Genomic DNA, 16263 nt, shown 5'->3' with positions numbered 1-16263 from the left:
ACGGCCTCCCAGGCGGGTGCGTGGTTCGGGCGGACGATCACTGAGGCACCTCCGGGGCCCGGCCGCGCTTGCCGGCGACGCCCCAGCGGGCGGCGGGGGCGCCGGTGAGCACCACCCAGGTCTGCTCGCGGGCGGGCTCGCCGAGCACCGACGCCACCGCGTCCGTCAGCGCGCCGATGAGCCGCTCCTCCGACTCCGGCGTGAGCCGCTCCTCGAAGATCCGTACGTCTATGAATGGCATGGGGGAATTCCTTCCGGGAAATCAGCGGAGACGCAGCGCCTCGCCGAGGCTCTCGTGCAGCGCCTCGGTCATGTGGGCGACCTGCCGGTCGGACAGGCCGGGGTGGCAGGGCAGATTGACGAGCCGGCCGAACCAGGAGTCCTCGGCGACCGGGCATTCGCCGAGCCGGTGCCCGCGCCAGCGCCATTCCGGCGTCAGGTGCAGCGGGAAATAGCGCAACTGCACCTCGACGCCGCGCTGGTCGAGCGCTTTCACGAGATATTCGCGCGCGTCGGGCCCGGCATCGACGAAGAACGTGTAGAGGTGATAGGCGTGCTGCGAGCCGGGCGGCGCCTTGTGCGGGCGTACGCCCTCGAATCCGGCGATCACGTCGTCCAGCCGGCCGGCTATCTCGCGCCGCCGCGCGCTCAGTTCCGGAAGCCGCGCCATCTGCACCACCCCGACCGCCGACGCGGCCTCCGAGAGGGTGGCGTTCGTGCCGGCCCTGCGCACCCCGGTGCACGTCCGCTCGTAGACCTCCTCGGAGAACTTCATCCACGGCAGCAGCGGATGCGGCGGCGGCATCTCCCCGGCGCCCGGGGCGAAGGTGGCGTCGACCTGGTTGGAGCGCAGCCGTTCCAGCCGCTCGGCCCAGTCGTCGCGGGCCAGGGTCACCATGCCGCCCTCGCCGAGCGTGGTCAGGTTCTTGGAGTTGTGGAAGCTGAAGCAGCCGATGTCGCCCAGCGCGCCCGGCCTGCGGCCGTGGTAGGTGGCGCCGAGCGCGTGCGCGCAGTCCTCGATCACGATCGCGCCGTGCCGGTGCGCCGCGGCCGTGATCCGGTCCATCTCGGCGGGACAGCCGCCGTAGTGCACCAGCACGACGGCGGCGGTGCGGTCGGAGACGAGGTCTTCCAGCAGCGCCGGGTCGAGGTTGAGCGTGTTGGGATCGACGTCGCAGAAGGTGACGTCCACGGGATGGCCGAGCAGGGGCTGGATCGACGCCTGGAAGGTCTGCGGGGTGACGATCACCTCCGCGCCCGGCCGCAGGTCCGCCAGGTGGATCGCCAGCTCCAGGGCGACGGTGCCGCTGGTCACCGACATGGCGTGGCGGCTGCCGGCCCAGTCGCGGAAGAGCCGCTCGAACCGCTCCCGCCATCGCCCCGCCGACAGGACGCCGTCGGAGCGCAGCAGGCCGGAGATCTGCGCCAGCTCGTCGGCCCCCACGATGCTGCCCCGGGTCGGGAAACCTACCTCATAGCTCCGCACCGGCATTCAGATCGACTCCTCGACAGCATGGAAAAGGCGCTCGACCACGAACGCTCCCGGCGGCTTCGGTGGTGAAGATAGCACTTTACGTCCCGTCGTGTAAATGAACTCCGATGGCCGCTGAATTAATTTGCGGGCATGCCTGATAATCCGTCCGGCCGGTGCCGGGACGGCTTTATGGAAAGGTGTTTTATTGGGTCGCAGAAGGCTTACGGCTTGACATTCTCGGAGAAGGCGTTATTGACTGTCCGTGTGCCTTCAATTCGTTTTCGACGGAGGTTGTGCCGATGAGGTTCGGGGTCGCCTTCTTTCCGGTTATGGGTCCCGAGGAGAAATCCGCGGAATCCTATTTCGACGAGAGCCTCCGGCTTTCCGTGCTCGCCGACGCCCTCGGTTTCGAGCACGTGCAGATCGTGGAGCACCACTTCACGCCGTACGGCGGCTACAGCCCCGACCCGGTCACCTTCCTCGCCGCCGTGGCGGCGCGGACCCGTGAGATCCGGGTGGTGACCGGCGCCGTGGTGCCGGCCTTCGTCCACCCGCTGAAGCTGGCCGGCAAGCTGGCCATGCTGGACAACCTGTCGCACGGGCGGCTGGACGCCGGCTTCGGCCGGGCCTTCCTGCCCGACGAGTTCGCCGCCTTCCAGGTGCCGCTGAGCGAGAGCCGCAGGCGCTTCGCCGAGGGCGTGGAGATCTGCCGCAAACTGTGGAGCGAGACGGAGGTGAGCTGGCACGGCGACTGGGTGAGCTTCGGGCCGGTCACCCTGCTGCCCCGGACCGTGCAGCGGCCCCATCCGCCGATCTTCGTCGCCGCCACGACCAGCCCCGAGTCCTGCGCCGCCGCCGGCCGGGCCGGCCACCACCTCCAGGTCGTCCCCACCGTCACTTCGCGTGAAGGACTGCAGGAGATGCTGGCCGCCTACCGGGAGGCCCGGCGCGCGGCCGGACACCCCGGCGAGGGCAGGATCCAGCTCAAGTACACCTGCTACCTGGATGAGGACCGGTCGCGGGCGCTGGAGCGGGCGCGGCGCTTCGAGCACAACTACATCGCCAAGATGACCGGCGCCGTGGCCGCCTGGGGCGGCGTCCGCAGCGACGACTACCCGGGCTACGAGCAGCTCGTGGAGAAGGTCCGCCGCTACGACTTCGAGGCGTCGCTGGCCGGGAACAAGGTGCTCGCCGGGACCCCCGCCGAGGTGACCGAGCAGATCGCGACCGTCCGGGAGTGGTTCGGCGCCGGCCTGTCGGTGTGCCTGCAGTTCAACCCGGGCTGCATGCCGTACGAGGACGCCGAGCGGGCCGTGCGCCTGTTCGCCGCCGAGGTGGCCCCCGCGTTCCCCGCCACGGAGATTGCCGCGGAGGCCACCCCAGAGACCAACGCGGAGACCGCAGCCGGGACCGGCGCGCAGCAGGCGGTCGCGCGATGACACCGCATCCGACGGCACCGCATCCGACGGCACCGCATCCGACGACACCGCATCCGACTCAGGAAGGGAGCGGCTGATGGCCGCATTCGACGCCGGCGTCGCCGTGATCGGCCTGGGCGCGTGGGGCTCGGCCGCGTTGTGGAGTCTGGCCCGGCGCGGCGTGCGCGCCGTCGGCATCGAGCGGTTCACCCCGGGCCACGCCTTCGGCTCCTCGCACGGCGGGACCCGCATGTTCCGCACGGCCTGCCTGGAGCATCCGGACCTCGTCCCGCTGGCCCAGCGGTCGGCACGACTGTGGCGGGAGCTGGAGGCGGAGACCGGGCGCAGGCTCTTCGAGCCGACCGGCGGCGTCCTCATCGGGCCGCGCGACGGGCACATCGTGTCCGGCACGCTCGCCGCCGCGCGGGAGCACGCGCTGCCGGTGGAGGTCTGGGACGCCGGCCGCCTGCGGCGCGAGCTGCCGCAGCACGGCGAGCTGCCGGACCACCACTGCGGCGTGTGGGAGCCCGCCGCGGGGCTGCTGCGCCCGGAGGCCGCGATCCGCGCGGCCCTGGACGCCGCGGCCGGGGCGGGCGCCCAGGTGTATCCCGACACCCGCGTGACGGGGATCGAGCCGGTGGACGGCGGTGTCGTCGTCCACACGCCCACCCGCGACCTGCGGGTGGAGCAGGCGGTGGTCACCGCCGGGCCGTGGCTGCCCGCGCTCGTGCCCGGCCTGCCGCTGGAGGCGGTGCGCATGCCGGTGACCTGGTTCCGGGCCGGCGACTCCCGCGCCGCGGACTTCGCGCTGGCGAGGCTGCCGGTGTTCATCCGCGAGCTGGACGACGGGCAGTGCGTCTGGGGCCACGGCGCGGAGGACGACGGGCTGGTCAAGGTCGGCCTGGAGGACTCCGGCGGCAGGTTCGAGGTCATCGACCCCGACGCCTGCGACCGGTCGGTGCGGCCGGAGGACTGGACGCTCCTGGCCGACCGGCTGACCACGGCGCTGCCCGGACTGGGCGCGCTGCCGTCGAAGGCGGCCGTGTGCATGTTCACCCGATCGCCCGACAAGCAGTTCCTGGTCGGCAGGCCGCGCGGTGACCGCCGGCTGGTCATCGCCGGCGGATGCAGCGGGCACGGGTTCAAGCACGCCACCGGCGTGGGGGAGATCGTCGCCGACCTGGTGACGGGCAAGCCCCCCTCGTGCCCGGCCGCGTTCATGGACCCCGACCGGTTCCTGTGAGCCGCCCTCACGGGTGCAGGCCGGCCACGAGGGCCTTCTTGTCGATCTTGCCGACCGGGGTGAGCGGGAACGCGGCGACCGCCTCGATCCGCTCCGGGAACTTGTACGGCGCGAGCCCCCGGTCGCGCAGGAACCCCGCGATTTCCTTCACGCTCGGCGCGTCCCCCTCGCAGACGAGGAACGCGACCGGGCGCTCCCCCCACTCCGGATCGGGCATGCCGGCCAGCGCGGCGCCCTTCACGCCGGGATAGGCCAGCAGGTGGCCCTCCACCTCGGTGGCCGCGATCTTCTCTCCGCCCCGGTTGATCTGGTCCTTGACCCTGCCGACCACGTTGAGGTGTCCGGAGGGGAGCCTGCGGACCAGGTCGCCGGTGCGGTAGAAGCCGTCCGGGGTGAAGGCCGTGGCGTTGTGCTCGGCTGCGCGGTAGTAGCCGCGCAGCGTGTAGGGGCCGCGGGTGAGCAGTTCCCCGGTCTCCCCGTCGGGGACCGGCCGGTCGTGCTCGTCCACCACGCGGATCTCGTCGGCGGGGGAGAGCGGCCTGCCCTGCGTGGTGCAGACGATCTCGTCCGGGTCCTCGTCGCGGGTGTAGTTGAGCAGCCCTTCCGCCATGCCGTACACCTGCTGGAGCCGTACCCCGAGGGCCGGGCCGACCCGCCACGCCAGGTCGTCGGCGAGCCGGGCGCTGCCGACCTGGAGCAGCCGCAGGCTCGACAGGTCGGGCTTGGCCGCCGCGTGCTCCTCCAGCCAGTACGGCACCAGCGGCGGGTTGATCGCGGTGATGGTGACGCGTTCCCGCTCGATCAGCTCGAAGGCCGTCACCGGGCTCGGGTTGGGCGCGATGACGACCTTGCCGCCCGCGAAGAACGTGCCGAGCACCCCCGGGCACGCCCAGGTGAAGTTGAACGCGATGGGCAGGATGGCGAGATACGCCGACTCGGCGGTGAGGCCGCACACCTCGGCGCTGGCGCGCGCGTTGTAGGCGTAGTCGTCATGGGTCCTGGGGATCAGCTTGGGCAGCCCGGTCGTCCCCCCGGACAGCAACAGCAGCGCCAGGCCGGACGCGTTGGCCGGGCCGGCGCCGGTCTCGGGGGCCGCGCCGGCCAGCTCGTCGTAGGCGGTGAAGCCGTACGGCCCGGGGTCGCCCACGACGACCACGCGCTCCACCGGCAGCCCGGCCGCGAGCTCCCGGTAGTCGAAGCGCGCGTGCACATCGGGGATGACGTACGCGGCCGCGCCGGACAGCTCGACGAGGTGGGTGATCTCGGCGCGCCGGTGTGCGGGCATCGCGTGCACCGGCACGGCGCCCAGCCGCTGCAGGGCGAACCACAGGCACACGAACGCGGCGCCGTTCGGCAGTTGCAGCACCACGCGGTCGCCGGGCTTCACGCCGATCCGGCGCAGCCCGGCGCACAGCCGCCCCACCTCGGCGTCGAGCTCGGCGTACGTCCAGCGCCGTGGGCCGTCCACCAGCGCGGTGCGCGGGCCGTACCGCCGCGCCCAGCCGGCGAGCAGGCCGCCGAACGTGTCCCCGGTCCAGTAGCCCGCGGCCCGGTAGCGCGCCGCGTCCTGTTGCGGCCATCCCGGCCAATCCATGATCGCCCCCTCTCCCCGCCGGGTCTGGCGGGGGCCCGCGAACGTGTGCTTAGATACCGATATCGCACATGATAGTCATTTTCAATAAGCTCTCCGGCGAGCTGAACGGGGCTGTATGAAGATCGGCACGCTGATCAACGATCTTGAACGGGATGGCGTCAAACTCTGGGCGGAAGGGGACGAGCTGCGGTTCCGCGCTCCCCGCGGCGTCCTGACCGAGGAACGGCGCGCGGTGCTCCGCGCGCACCGGGACCAGATCGTCGAGCACCTACGGCGTGGCGAGGACGTGACGCTCACACCTCGCCCCGAGGAACGCCACGAGCCCTTCCCGCTGTCGGATCTCCAGGCGGCGTACCTGCTGGGCCGGGGGGACGTGTTCGACTACGGGGGAGTGGCCTGCCACGCCTACGTGGAGCTGGCCTATCCCGAGCTGGACCCGGCCCGCGCCGAGGAGGCGTGGAACGCCCTCGTCGCGCGGCACGACATGCTGCGCGCGGTGGTGCACTCCGACGGCTCCCAGGTGGTGCTGCCGCAGGTGCCGCGCTACCGCGTCGAAGTGGCCGCCGACCCCGCCGAGGTACGCCGCGAGCTGGCCCAGCGGGTGCCGCGGCCCGACCGGTGGCCGCTGTTCGACCTGCGGATCACGCGATCCCCGGAGCACGCCCTGCTCCACCTCTCGCTCGACCTGCTGATCGTCGACTACGCCAGCGTGCAGATCCTGCTGGCCGAGTTCGACTCCCTGTACGCCGACCCGGCGGCGCCCCTCCCGCCGCTGGAGATCACCTTCCGCGACTACGTCCTGGCCCGCAGGCGGATGACCGACACCGCCCGCTACGACCGCGACCGCGCCTACTGGCTGCGGCGGATGGAGGAGCTGCCGCCCGCGCCGGAACTGCCGCTCGCCGGCGCCCCCGCCGGCGGCGAGACGGGGGAAGGCCCGCGCTTCCGCCGCCTGGAGGCGGTGCTGTCCCCGGCGCAGTGGGCGTCGCTGCGCGAGCGCGCCGCCCGGCACGGCGTCACCCCGTCGGCGGCGCTGCTCACCGCGTACGCCGAGGTGATCGGCCGGTGGAGCCGGTCCCCGCGCTTCACCCTCAACCTGCCCGCGTTCCAGCGGCTGCCCCTGCACCCCGACGTGCCCGGTCTCGTGGGCGACTTCACCTCCGTCGAACTGCTCGGCGTGGACCTGTCCGCGGAAGTGCCGTTCGCCGGCCGCGCCGCGCAGATCAGCGGGCAGCTCCTGGACGACCTGGCGCACCCCCTGTTCACCGGGGCGGAGGTGCTGGCCGAGCTGTCCCGGCGCGGCGGGGAAGGGCCCGTGCTGATGCCGGTGGTCTTCACCAGCACCCTCGACGCGGCGCCGGCCGCCCCCGGCCGGGGCCGGGTCGCGTACGCGGTCAGCCAGACCCCGCAGGTGTGGATCGACTGCCAGGCGATGCCCAGAGGGGAGACCCTGGCCGTGTCCTGGGACGTGCGCGAGGGCGTCCTGCCCGGCGGGCTCGCCGACGACGCGTTCGCGTCCTTCGCCGGCCTGGTCCGCCGGCTCGCCGAGGACGACGACGTCTGGGGGTTGCCGGGCCCGGTGGAGCTGCCGCCCGCGCAGGCCGAGCGCCGCCGCCGCGTCAACGACACGGCCGGGCCGCTCCCGGACGGGCTGCTCCACCAGGGCGTGGTGGAACAGGCCCTGCGCACCCCCGACGCCGTGGCGGTGCAGGCCCCGGGCCTGTCGCTCACCTACGCCGAACTGCTCGCCCGCGCCCGCGCGGTCGCCGCCAGGCTCACGGCTGAGGGCGTACGGCCCGCCGAGCCCGTGGCGGTGCTCATGGACAAGGGGGCCGAGCAGATCGCCGGCGTCCTCGGCACGCTGCTCGCCGGAGCCGCGTACCTGCCCGTGGACACGACGCAGCCCGCCGCCCGGCGCAACACGATCATCGGCGACGCGGGCGCGCGGGTCGTGCTCACCCAGTCGTGGCTGGCCGACGCCGCCGCGCCGCCCGCCGGATGCGTGCCCGTCGCGGTGGACACGCTGCCGCCGGCGCCGGACGGGCCGGTCCCCGCGTCTCCCGCGGCCCCGGACGACCTGGCGTACGTCATCTACACCTCCGGCTCGACCGGCACCCCCAAGGGCGTCATGATCAGCCACCGGGCGGCCCTGAACACCGTCCAGGACGTCAACCGGCGTTTCCAGGTCACCGCGGACGACGCGGTGCTGGGGGTGGCCAGCCTCGGGTTCGACCTGTCGGTGTACGACGTCTTCGGCCTGCTGTCGGCCGGCGGCCGGCTCGTGCTCCCCGACGCGCACCGGCGCGGCGACCCCTCCCACTGGGCGGAGCTGATCCGCCAGACCGGCGTCACCGTGTGGAACTCGGTGCCCGGGCAGATGCAGATGCTGCACGACTACCTGCGCTCGGCCCCCGAGCCGGACCTCCCCACGCTCCGCCTGGCCCTGCTGTCGGGGGACTGGATCCCGGTCACCCTCCCCGGTCAGATCCGCGAGCTGGTCCCCGGGCTGCGGGTGATCAGCCTCGGCGGGGCGACCGAGGGGGCCATCTGGTCGATCTTCCACCCCGTCGCCGAGGGCGACGCGTCCCGGCCGAGCATCCCGTACGGCACGCCGCTCACCAACCAGAGCTTCCACGTGCTCGACGCCGCCATGCGGGACCGCCCCGACTGGACGCCCGGGGAGCTGTACATCGGCGGCGCAGGGGTGGCGCGGGGCTACTTCGCCGACGAGGCGCGCACCGCCGAGCGCTTCGTGACCCACCCGGTGACCGGCGAGCGCCTGTACCGCACCGGCGACCTGGGCCGCTACCTGCCCGACGGGACCATCGAGTTCCTCGGCCGGGAGGACTCGCAGGTGAAGATCCGCGGCTACCGGATCGAGCTGGCCGAGGTGGAGGCCGCGCTGGTGCAGCACCCTTCGGTCGCCGCCGGCGCGGTCGTGGTGGACGCCGCGCACCCGGCGGGCAAGCGCCTGGCCGCCTTCGTCGAGCCCGAGCGGCGCGAGCGGGCCGAACGCGCCGGAGACGTCCCCGGCCCGCTGATCGCCGAGGCCGCGGAGGCCGCGGCCTCCGCGGCGGCCCCGCCGATCGATCCCGCCGCGCTCGGCGACCTCCTGCGGGCCCTGGACGAGGCCGCCCTGCTGGTCATGGAAGGCGCGCTGAGCCGGGCGGGGCTGTTCACCGACGGCGCGGGACACGGTGCCGCCGGGCACAACGGCACCGGTTACGGTGCCGCCGGGCACAGCCTTGACGAGGTGTGCGACGCGCTGCGCGCCACCGCCCGCAACCGGCACATCGTACGGCGCTGGCTGCGGGCGCTGACGGCCGAGGGCCGGCTCGGCGAGGACGCCGGCCGCTACACCGGCCGCCTCGCCGCGGACCCCGGCGCGCTGGAACGCGCCTGGCGGCGGGTCGAGGAGACCGAGCGCCGGGTGAACTGGAGCCCCGACCTGGTGGAGGCCATGCGCGCCTGCGGCGAGCGCATCGACGAGCTGCTCAGCGGCGAGCTGGACATCCGGGCCCTGCTCTACCCGGGAGCGCCCTCGGACGCGATGACCGCCGCCTACCGCGACAACCTGGCCGTGCACCGGCTCAACAAGGCCGTCGCCGCCGCCGTGCGCGCGGTGGCCGAACGGCACGTCGGCGAGGAGCGGCTGCGCGTGCTGGAGGTCGGCGGGGGAGTCGCGGGCACCACCACCGAGCTGGTCCCCGTCCTGGCCGAGTTCCCCGTCGAGTACACCTTCACCGACCCCTCGCAGTTCTTCCTCAACGAGGCGAAGGAACGGTTCGCCGACTTCCCCTGGGTCCGCTACGGCAGGTTCGACCTGAACGCCGACCCCAGGGCGCAGGGCTACCTGCCGAACTCCTTCGACGTGATCGTCTGCGCCAACGTGCTGCACAACGCCACCGACGCCGCCGCGGCGCTGGCCCGGCTGCGCGAGCTGGCCACCCCCGGCGGGCGGCTGATCTTCATGGAGAACACCGACGACGAGAACCGCCCGCTGCTGGTGTCCATGGAGTTCATGGAGGTCATGAGCGGCCCGTACCAGGACGTGCGCGCCGAGGGCGGCCAGTCCTTCCTCACCGACGAGCAGTGGACGCGGCTGCTCGCGGAGGCGGGCGCGGAGCTGGAGGCGTGCCTGCCCGGCCCCGCCGATCCGCTGCGCGCCACCGGCCAGCGGCTGTTCGTGGCCAGGTTCAAGCCCGACCGCGCCCGCCTCACCGCCGGGGAGCTGACCCGGCACATGGCCACGCGGCTGCCGGAGTACATGGTGCCCGCCCACTGGCAGGTCGTGGACGCCCTCCCCCTGACCGGCAACGGCAAGGTGGACCGGGCCCGCCTGCTGTCCTGGCTGCCCCGCCCCGGCGAGACCCGCGACGCCGCCGCGCGGTCCGGCGAGCCGGCCGACGCCCTGGAACGGCAGCTCGCCGCGCTGTGGGCCGAGCTCCTGGACCGCGAGCACATCGGCCGCCACGACGACTTCTTCGACCTCGGCGGAGACTCCCTGCTGGTCGCCCGCATGGTCGGGCGGATACGCGAGCGCATCCCCGACGCGGTCAACCTCGAATGGGAGGTGGTGCTGCGCCACATGCTGCGGCACCCGACCGTGGCCGCGCTCGCCGCGTACCTGGGCGGCGTCACGGCCGCCAGGCAGGAGCGCACGACGGCCAGATCCTCGCCGCTGGTGCGGCTGCACGGATCGGGGGAGGACCCGGTCACCGTGCTGGTGCACGCGGGGACCGGCACCGTCATGCCGTACCGGGCGCTGATCACCGAGATCCGGCGGCGCTCGGCCGGCAACGCCACCCTCACCGGCCTGGAGATCCCCGACCTGCGGGAGTACCTGGACGCCGAGCCCGAGGGCCTGATCGAGCGCCTCGCGGCCGGCTACGTCGAGGCCCTGCTCGGCTCGGGCGCCTCCCGCCTGCACGTCGTCGGCTACTGCCTGGGCGGCCTGATCGCCACCGAGGTGGCCCGGGGGCTGGCCGAGGCGGGCGCCGACGTGGCCACCCTCACCGTGATCAGCAGCCACAGCCCGCGCTTCCGCCTGGACGACGAGCTGCTCTCGGAGTACTCCTTCTCCGTCATGATGGGCATCGACCCGGCCGCGCTCGGCTTCCCCGCCGACGAGAACCGCGTGGCGGCCGCGGCCGACGAGGTGCTCGCGGCCAGCCCCGGCGTGATGCGCGACGGCGGCTTCGCCGAGCTGACCGGGCAGTACGCCGACGTGGCCGCGTGCTTCCAGCGGCTGGCCGCGGTGCCCCGCGAGCAGCGGGTCGCGCGGATGTGCGAGGCCGTCCCGGCGTCGGCCGGCATGTACGAGCCCGAGCACATGATGCGGCTGTTCCGCACCTTCCGGCAGAGCGTGTTCGCCATCACCAGGTACGACCCCGAGCCGTACGCGGGCGACATCACCTTCCTGCGGCACAGCGGCGCCTACCCCTTCCCCGGCAGCAAGGAGGCGGTCACCCAGCACTGGGAGGAGTTGTGCCTCGGTGACCTGCGGATCGTGGACGTGGCGGGCGACCACTTCAGTTGCCTGTCCGTCCAGCACGCGCCCGGGGTGCTCAAACTGCTCTCCGAGATCACCGAGGGGGCGGTCGTCCGATGATCGGCGTGCTCGGCGCCTCCGGCCGGGTCGGGCAGGGCGCCGTCGCCGCCCTGCGCCGGATGGGATTCACCGGCCTCCGCCTGGGCGCCCGCCGGATCGCGGCGCTGCCGCCCGCCGACGGCGAGGCGGTGCGCGTGGACGCCGCCGACCCCGAGAGCCTGGCCGCCTTCTGCCGGGGCTGCGAGATCGTGCTGAACTGCGCGGGCCCGAGCTACCGGCTCAAGGACACGGTCGCGGTGGCCGCCCTGGAGGCCGGGGCCCACTACGTGGACGTCTCGGGCGACGACCCGGCGCTCGACGGGCTCCGCGCCAAGGGGCTGGCCGGCACCGAGCGCTCGGTGCTGCTGTCGGCCGGGACCCTGCCGGGGCTGTCCAGCCTCATCCCCCGCCGGCTCGCCGCCGACGTGGGGCGGCCCGTCTCGCTCACCGCGTACGCGGGCGGGATGGAACGCTGCTCACCGGTGGTCGCCGTGGACATGCTGCTGTCGCTGGAGAGCGGCACCTCCTTCGGCGAGCCGCTGGCCGCCTGGCGCGAGGGCCGGGCGCGGTCGCGGGCGCTGCGCGCCCAGGAGAAGGCGGAGGCGCCGTACTTCCCCGGTACGGTCGCCCTCCAGCCCTTCCTCAGCACCGAGACCGCGCGCCTGGCGCGGGACCTGCGGCTCGACGAGGCCGAGTGGTTCAACGTCTGGCCCGGACCGCGGGTGTGGGACGTGCTCAACGAACTGCCCGCGTACACGCTGGACGGCGCCGACCGGTCCGGCATCGCCGAGCGCATGATCCGCGCCGCCGACCTCGACCTCGCCGGGCGCAGGCCGTACTACCTGATGGTCGTCATCCTGCGCGGGGAGAAGGGCACCCGCACCGCGGTGCTGCGCGCGCCCGACAGCTACCGGCTCACCGGCACCGTCGGGGCGCTCGCCGTCGAGGCCGTGGCCGACGGGCGCACGCCGCCGGGCGCGCACTTCGCCGCGGGCGCGCTGGACCCGGCCGACCTGCTGGAGCGGGTCCGCGCCTCGGAGACGGTGGACTCCCTCACCGTGCACGACGGCGAACCCGACAGCGAAGAAGGGGTGCTGTGATGCGCGTGGTGGTGTGCGGCACGAACTTCGGCCGCCTCTACGCGCGGGCCGTACGCTCGCTGGAGCCCCGCCTCACCCTGGCCGGGATCGTCAGCCGGGGCAGCGCGCACTCCCGCGACCTCGCCGCCGGGCTGGGCGTGCCGCACTACGACTCGGTGGACGCCCTGCCGGACGACGTGGACGCCGCCTGCGTCGTGGTCGGCTCCACCATCTCCGGGGGCGAGGGCACCGACCTGGCCAGAAGGCTGCTCGCACGCGGCGTGCACGTGCTGCAGGAGCACCCGGTGCACCACGACGAGATGACCGAGTGCCTGCGGCTGGCCAGGAGGCACCGCGTCCAGTACCGGGTCAACTCCCACTACCCCCACGTGGGCCCGGTGCGCGAGTTCATCGAGGCGGCCCGCCGCCTGGCCGAGCGCCAGCGCCCCCTGTTCGTCGAGGCGATCAGCCCGGTCCACGTGCTCTACCCGCTGATCGACGTGCTCGGCCGGGCACTGGGCGGGGTACGGCCGTGGCGGTTCGCCGACCCCGCCGAGCCGCCGGACGAGCTGCGCACCCTCGCCGGCGGACGCTCGCACCCCCTGCGCGGCCTGTACGGCGTGCTCGCCGGCGTCCCGGTCGGCCTGCGCGTGCAGAACCAGCTCGACCCGGCCGACCGCGACAACCACGCCCTGCTGTGGCACCGCGTGGCCATCGGCGCCGAGGGCGGGGTGCTCACCCTGGCCGACACGCACGGGCCGGTGCTGTGGAGCCCCCGCTTCCACGCGCACCGCGACTCCGGCCACCGGCTCGTGCTCGACGGATCGGCGCACCTCGGCCTGGACAGCACCACCGTCCTGACCGAGCCGGTCGGCACCTTCCGCGACATCCTCACCACCGCCTGGCCCGCCGCGATCGAACGCGCCCTCCTGGAGTTCGCCCAGGCGATCGACGAGGCCCCGGACCCGCTCCAGGCCGCCCAGTACGACCTGACAATCTGCCGGATCTGGGCGGACATCGCCCGGAGACTGGGCCCACCCGAGATCATCAGACCGGACCCGCCACGGGTGCTGTCCCCCGCCGAGATCGGCCCGCCCGCCGCGCCCCGGACTCCCCGGACTCCCCGGGCTCCTCGGACTCCCCGGACCTCCGGCGGCTACGACTTCTCCGGCCCCTACACCCCGACGGCGGAGTTCTTCGACCTGGCGGCGAGCGGCCACGTCACCGGCGGCACCGCCCTCGCCGTCGTGGACGCGCTGAAGGGCATCGACCCCGGCCGCGGCCCGATCGTCGAGATCGGAGCGGGAACCGGCCTGATCACCCGGGCGCTGGCCAAGGCGCTGCCCGACGCCGAGATCGTCGCGGCGGAGCCCGCGGCCGGGATGCGCGCCGTGCTGACCAGCCGCGTCTTCAGCGACGAGGACCTGCGCCACCGGGTCACCGTCACCGACCAGTCCGCCCCGGACCTCGACCTCCCCGGCGTGATCTCCGCGGCGGTCGTGTGCGGGGTGGCGGGCCACCTGGACGCGTCCGGGCGGGCCACGCTGTGGCGCCGCCTCGCCGAACGCCTGGCCCCCGGCGGCGTCATCGTCGTCGAGCTGATGAGCATGGACCGGCCCGGCTCCCTGCCGCCCACCCGGCTGGCCCGCGAGAGCGTGGGCCGGCAGACCTACGAATGGTGGTTCTCCGGCGAGCCCGCCGGCGGCGACCTGATGCGATTGCGCACGACCTGGCGGGTCTACCGCGACGGCGAGCTGGTCCGCGAGGTCGGCGACGCCTACGACTGGCACGCCTTCGGCCTGGACCGGGTCGAGCGGGAGTCGGGGCTGACCCTGCGGACGCTGCCCCGCGTGTCGTCCACCCCGATGGCCGTGCTCACCAACGATGGGAAGGCTTCCGCATGAACGCGACGACCCCGTTTCCGATCGACCGCGAGTGCCCCTTCGCCCCGCCCGCCGAGTACGCCAGGCTGCGGGAGGAGGAGCCGGTCAAGCGGGTGACCCTGCCGACCGGCAAGCAGGCGTGGATCGTGACCAGGTACGCCGACGTGCGCAGGCTGCTTGCCGACCCCCGGCTCAGCTCCGACCCGCGCCGCCCGAACTTCCCCGCCCTGGGCATCGGCGAGCAGGAGGCGGCGGCCAGATCCCGCCCGTTCATCCGCACCGACCCGCCCGAGCACACCCGCCACCGCCGCATGCTCCAGGCCGAGTTCACCGTCAAACGGGTCAAGGGGATGCGGCCCGCGATCCAGGCGACCGTGGACCGGCTCATCGACCGGATGCTCGCCGACGGCCCGCCGGTGGACCTCGTCCCGGCCTTCGCCAACGCCGTGTCCACCTCGACCGTGCTGAACCTCGTCGGCGTGCCCGCCGACGACCTGGAGTTCTTCCGCGACGTCACCCGGGTGTCGGGCGGCCGCGGCAGCGACGCCCGGGAGATCGGCGAGGCGCTGGGCAACATGTTCCGCATGCTCGGCGAGCTCATCGCGGAACGGAAGCGGAACCCGGGGGAGGACCTGCTGTCCAAGCTCGTGGTCAACCACCTCGCCCAGGGGGTCGTGACCGAGCAGGAGCTGCTGTCCACGATCGGGATCACCATCATCGCGGGCCGCGAGACCACCACGAGCATGATCTCGCTGGGCACGCTCATGCTGCTGGAACGCCCCGAGACCCTGGCCGAGCTGCGCAACGCCCCGCACCTGCTGCCCGCCGCCGTCGAGGAGCTGCTGCGCGCGCTGTCCGTCGCCGACTCCATCCCGCTGCGGGTCGCCACCGAGGACATCGAGGTCGCCGGCACGGTCATCCCGGCGGGCGACGGCGTCATCTGCCTGCTCGCCGCCGCCGACCACGACCCCGAGGTCTTCCCCGACCCCGGACGGCTCGACCTGACCCGGGTCAACCGCTCCCACATGGCCTTCGGATACGGCATCCACCAGTGCATCGGCCAGAACCTGGCCCGGCTCGAACTGGAGATCGCGCTCGGCACGCTCATCGCCAGGATCCCCGGGCTCAAGCTCGCCGTCCCCTTCGACCGGCTCGACTTCAAGCACGACTCGGCCACCTTCGGCATCGAGTCGATGCCGGTGACCTGGTGAGCGCGGTGACGGGAGCCCTCGGCCCGTGGCTGCGCCGCTTCGAGCCCCGGCCCGCGGCGAGCTACCGCCTCATCTGCTTTCCCCACGCGGGCGGGGGCGCGGGCGCGTACCGGAGCTGGAACGCGCTGCTGCCGCCGTCGGTCGAACTGCTCGCGGTGCAGTACCCGGGCCGCGAGGACCGCTTCCCCGACCCGCTGGTGGACGACATGGACGAGCTGGCCGGCGCCGTCGCGGCGGCGCTGCGCGGGGCGCTCGACCGCCCCTACATGGTGTTCGGGCACAGCATGGGCGCCGCCGTCGCGTACGAGACCGTGCACCTGCTCCGCCCGCACGAACCCGCCGCGCTGTTCGTCTCCGGCCGTCCGGCTCCCGACCGGTTCCGCGGCGGCGACGTGCACCGGCGGGACGACGAAGGGCTGATCGACGAGCTGACCCGGCTGGGCGGCACGGACCGGGACGTGCTGGCAGACCCGGCCCTGCGCCGGGCGGTGCTGGCCTACGTCAGGAACGACTACAAGCTGATCGAGAACTACCGCCCGCGCTCCCGTCCGCCGCTGACCTGCCCGCTCACGGTGCTCACCGGCGCCGACGACCCCGAGCTGCCCCCGGACCAGGCCGGCGGCTGGGCCCGCCTGACGAGCGGCCGCACCGAGGTCCTGACCTTCCCCGGCGGGCACTTCTACCTGGTGCCGCGGCGGAGCGAGGTGGTGGCGGCCATCGTGCGCAGGCTCGACCCCGCCCTCGTCCACACCTCCCCATGGCCGTAAGGAC

10 protein-coding genes are annotated in these 16263 nt (G+C 73.8%); 7 read left to right on the top strand and 3 right to left on the bottom strand.

All coding sequences use genetic code 11. The features are described 5' to 3' along the window. Window positions 1-37: 37 nt before the first annotated feature. On the bottom strand, window positions 38-241 hold the full coding sequence (locus HNP84_RS25345) for a tautomerase family protein (RefSeq protein WP_185052407.1): 204 nt from the start codon (window positions 239-241) through the stop codon (window positions 38-40). Window positions 242-262: 21 nt separating this feature from the next. Further along, complete coding sequence (locus HNP84_RS25340; RefSeq protein ID WP_185052406.1) at window positions 263-1492, bottom strand: DegT/DnrJ/EryC1/StrS family aminotransferase; 1230 nt, start codon at window positions 1490-1492, stop codon at window positions 263-265. Between the two features lie 281 nt (window positions 1493-1773). Here HNP84_RS25340 and HNP84_RS25335 point away from each other — a divergent pair, with 281 nt between their 5' ends. Beyond that, the gene (locus tag HNP84_RS25335; RefSeq protein WP_185052405.1) at window positions 1774-2913 is read left to right on the top strand and encodes an LLM class flavin-dependent oxidoreductase; all 1140 of its coding nucleotides are present in this window, start codon (window positions 1774-1776) and stop codon (window positions 2911-2913) included. A 76-nt stretch (window positions 2914-2989) separates the two neighbouring features. Continuing rightward, window positions 2990-4135: an N-methyl-L-tryptophan oxidase gene (gene solA, locus HNP84_RS25330; protein ID WP_185052404.1), complete on the top strand. Its 1146-nt coding sequence runs from the start codon at window positions 2990-2992 to the stop codon at window positions 4133-4135. A 7-nt stretch (window positions 4136-4142) separates the two neighbouring features. On the opposite strand, the gene HNP84_RS25325 is transcribed toward solA, so the two are convergent. Continuing rightward, complete coding sequence (locus HNP84_RS25325; protein WP_185052403.1) at window positions 4143-5729, bottom strand: (2,3-dihydroxybenzoyl)adenylate synthase; 1587 nt, start codon at window positions 5727-5729, stop codon at window positions 4143-4145. 115 nt (window positions 5730-5844) lie between these two features. Between HNP84_RS25325 and HNP84_RS25320 the strand changes: the two genes are divergently transcribed. The 5 genes from HNP84_RS25320 to HNP84_RS51230 are packed head-to-tail and all read left to right on the top strand — an operon-like array spanning window position 5845 to window position 16259. After that, entirely contained in the window at window positions 5845-11340 is a 5496-nt protein-coding gene (locus HNP84_RS25320) for a non-ribosomal peptide synthetase (protein ID WP_185052402.1), read from the top strand. Then, complete coding sequence (locus HNP84_RS25315) at window positions 11337-12419, top strand: saccharopine dehydrogenase NADP-binding domain-containing protein (RefSeq protein ID WP_221336724.1); 1083 nt, start codon at window positions 11337-11339, stop codon at window positions 12417-12419. The genes HNP84_RS25320 and HNP84_RS25315 overlap by 4 nt, the downstream gene beginning before the upstream one ends. Further along, entirely contained in the window at window positions 12419-14302 is a 1884-nt protein-coding gene (locus tag HNP84_RS53415) for a Gfo/Idh/MocA family oxidoreductase (protein ID WP_185052401.1), read from the top strand. The genes HNP84_RS25315 and HNP84_RS53415 overlap by 1 nt, the downstream gene beginning before the upstream one ends. After that, window positions 14299-15492, top strand: coding sequence for a cytochrome P450 (locus HNP84_RS51235; protein ID WP_221336723.1), 1194 nt, complete (start codon window positions 14299-14301; stop codon window positions 15490-15492). Before HNP84_RS53415 ends, HNP84_RS51235 begins: the two co-directional genes overlap by 4 nt. Then, on the top strand, window positions 15489-16259 hold the full coding sequence (locus HNP84_RS51230) for a thioesterase II family protein (protein WP_312925678.1): 771 nt from the start codon (window positions 15489-15491) through the stop codon (window positions 16257-16259). Before HNP84_RS51235 ends, HNP84_RS51230 begins: the two co-directional genes overlap by 4 nt. The last annotated feature ends 4 nt before the right edge of the window (window positions 16260-16263 follow it).

This window comes from Thermocatellispora tengchongensis (genome assembly GCF_014202315.1).
In the GTDB taxonomy this organism is placed as follows: Bacteria; Actinomycetota; Actinomycetes; order Streptosporangiales; family Streptosporangiaceae; genus Thermocatellispora; species Thermocatellispora tengchongensis.
Note: the sequence above shows the minus strand (reverse complement) of the source record. Positions and strands in the feature narration are given on the sequence as shown.

What these genes read in the sequence shown, in the direction of transcription:
- HNP84_RS25340 (WP_185052406.1), bottom strand. Translation starts at nt 1,492, where the DNA reads ATGCCGGTGCGGAGCTATGAGGTAGGTTTCCCGACCCGGGGCAGCATC.
- HNP84_RS25345 (WP_185052407.1), bottom strand. Translation starts at nt 241, where the DNA reads ATGCCATTCATAGACGTACGGATCTTCGAGGAGCGGCTCACGCCGGAG.
- solA (WP_185052404.1), top strand. Translation starts at nt 2,990, where the DNA reads ATGGCCGCATTCGACGCCGGCGTCGCCGTGATCGGCCTGGGCGCGTGG.
- HNP84_RS25315 (WP_221336724.1), top strand. Translation starts at nt 11,337, where the DNA reads ATGATCGGCGTGCTCGGCGCCTCCGGCCGGGTCGGGCAGGGCGCCGTC.
- HNP84_RS53415 (WP_185052401.1), top strand. Translation starts at nt 12,419, where the DNA reads ATGCGCGTGGTGGTGTGCGGCACGAACTTCGGCCGCCTCTACGCGCGG.
- HNP84_RS51235 (WP_221336723.1), top strand. Translation starts at nt 14,299, where the DNA reads ATGAACGCGACGACCCCGTTTCCGATCGACCGCGAGTGCCCCTTCGCC.
- HNP84_RS25325 (WP_185052403.1), bottom strand. Translation starts at nt 5,729, where the DNA reads ATGGATTGGCCGGGATGGCCGCAACAGGACGCGGCGCGCTACCGGGCC.
- HNP84_RS25335 (WP_185052405.1), top strand. Translation starts at nt 1,774, where the DNA reads ATGAGGTTCGGGGTCGCCTTCTTTCCGGTTATGGGTCCCGAGGAGAAA.
- HNP84_RS25320 (WP_185052402.1), top strand. Translation starts at nt 5,845, where the DNA reads ATGAAGATCGGCACGCTGATCAACGATCTTGAACGGGATGGCGTCAAA.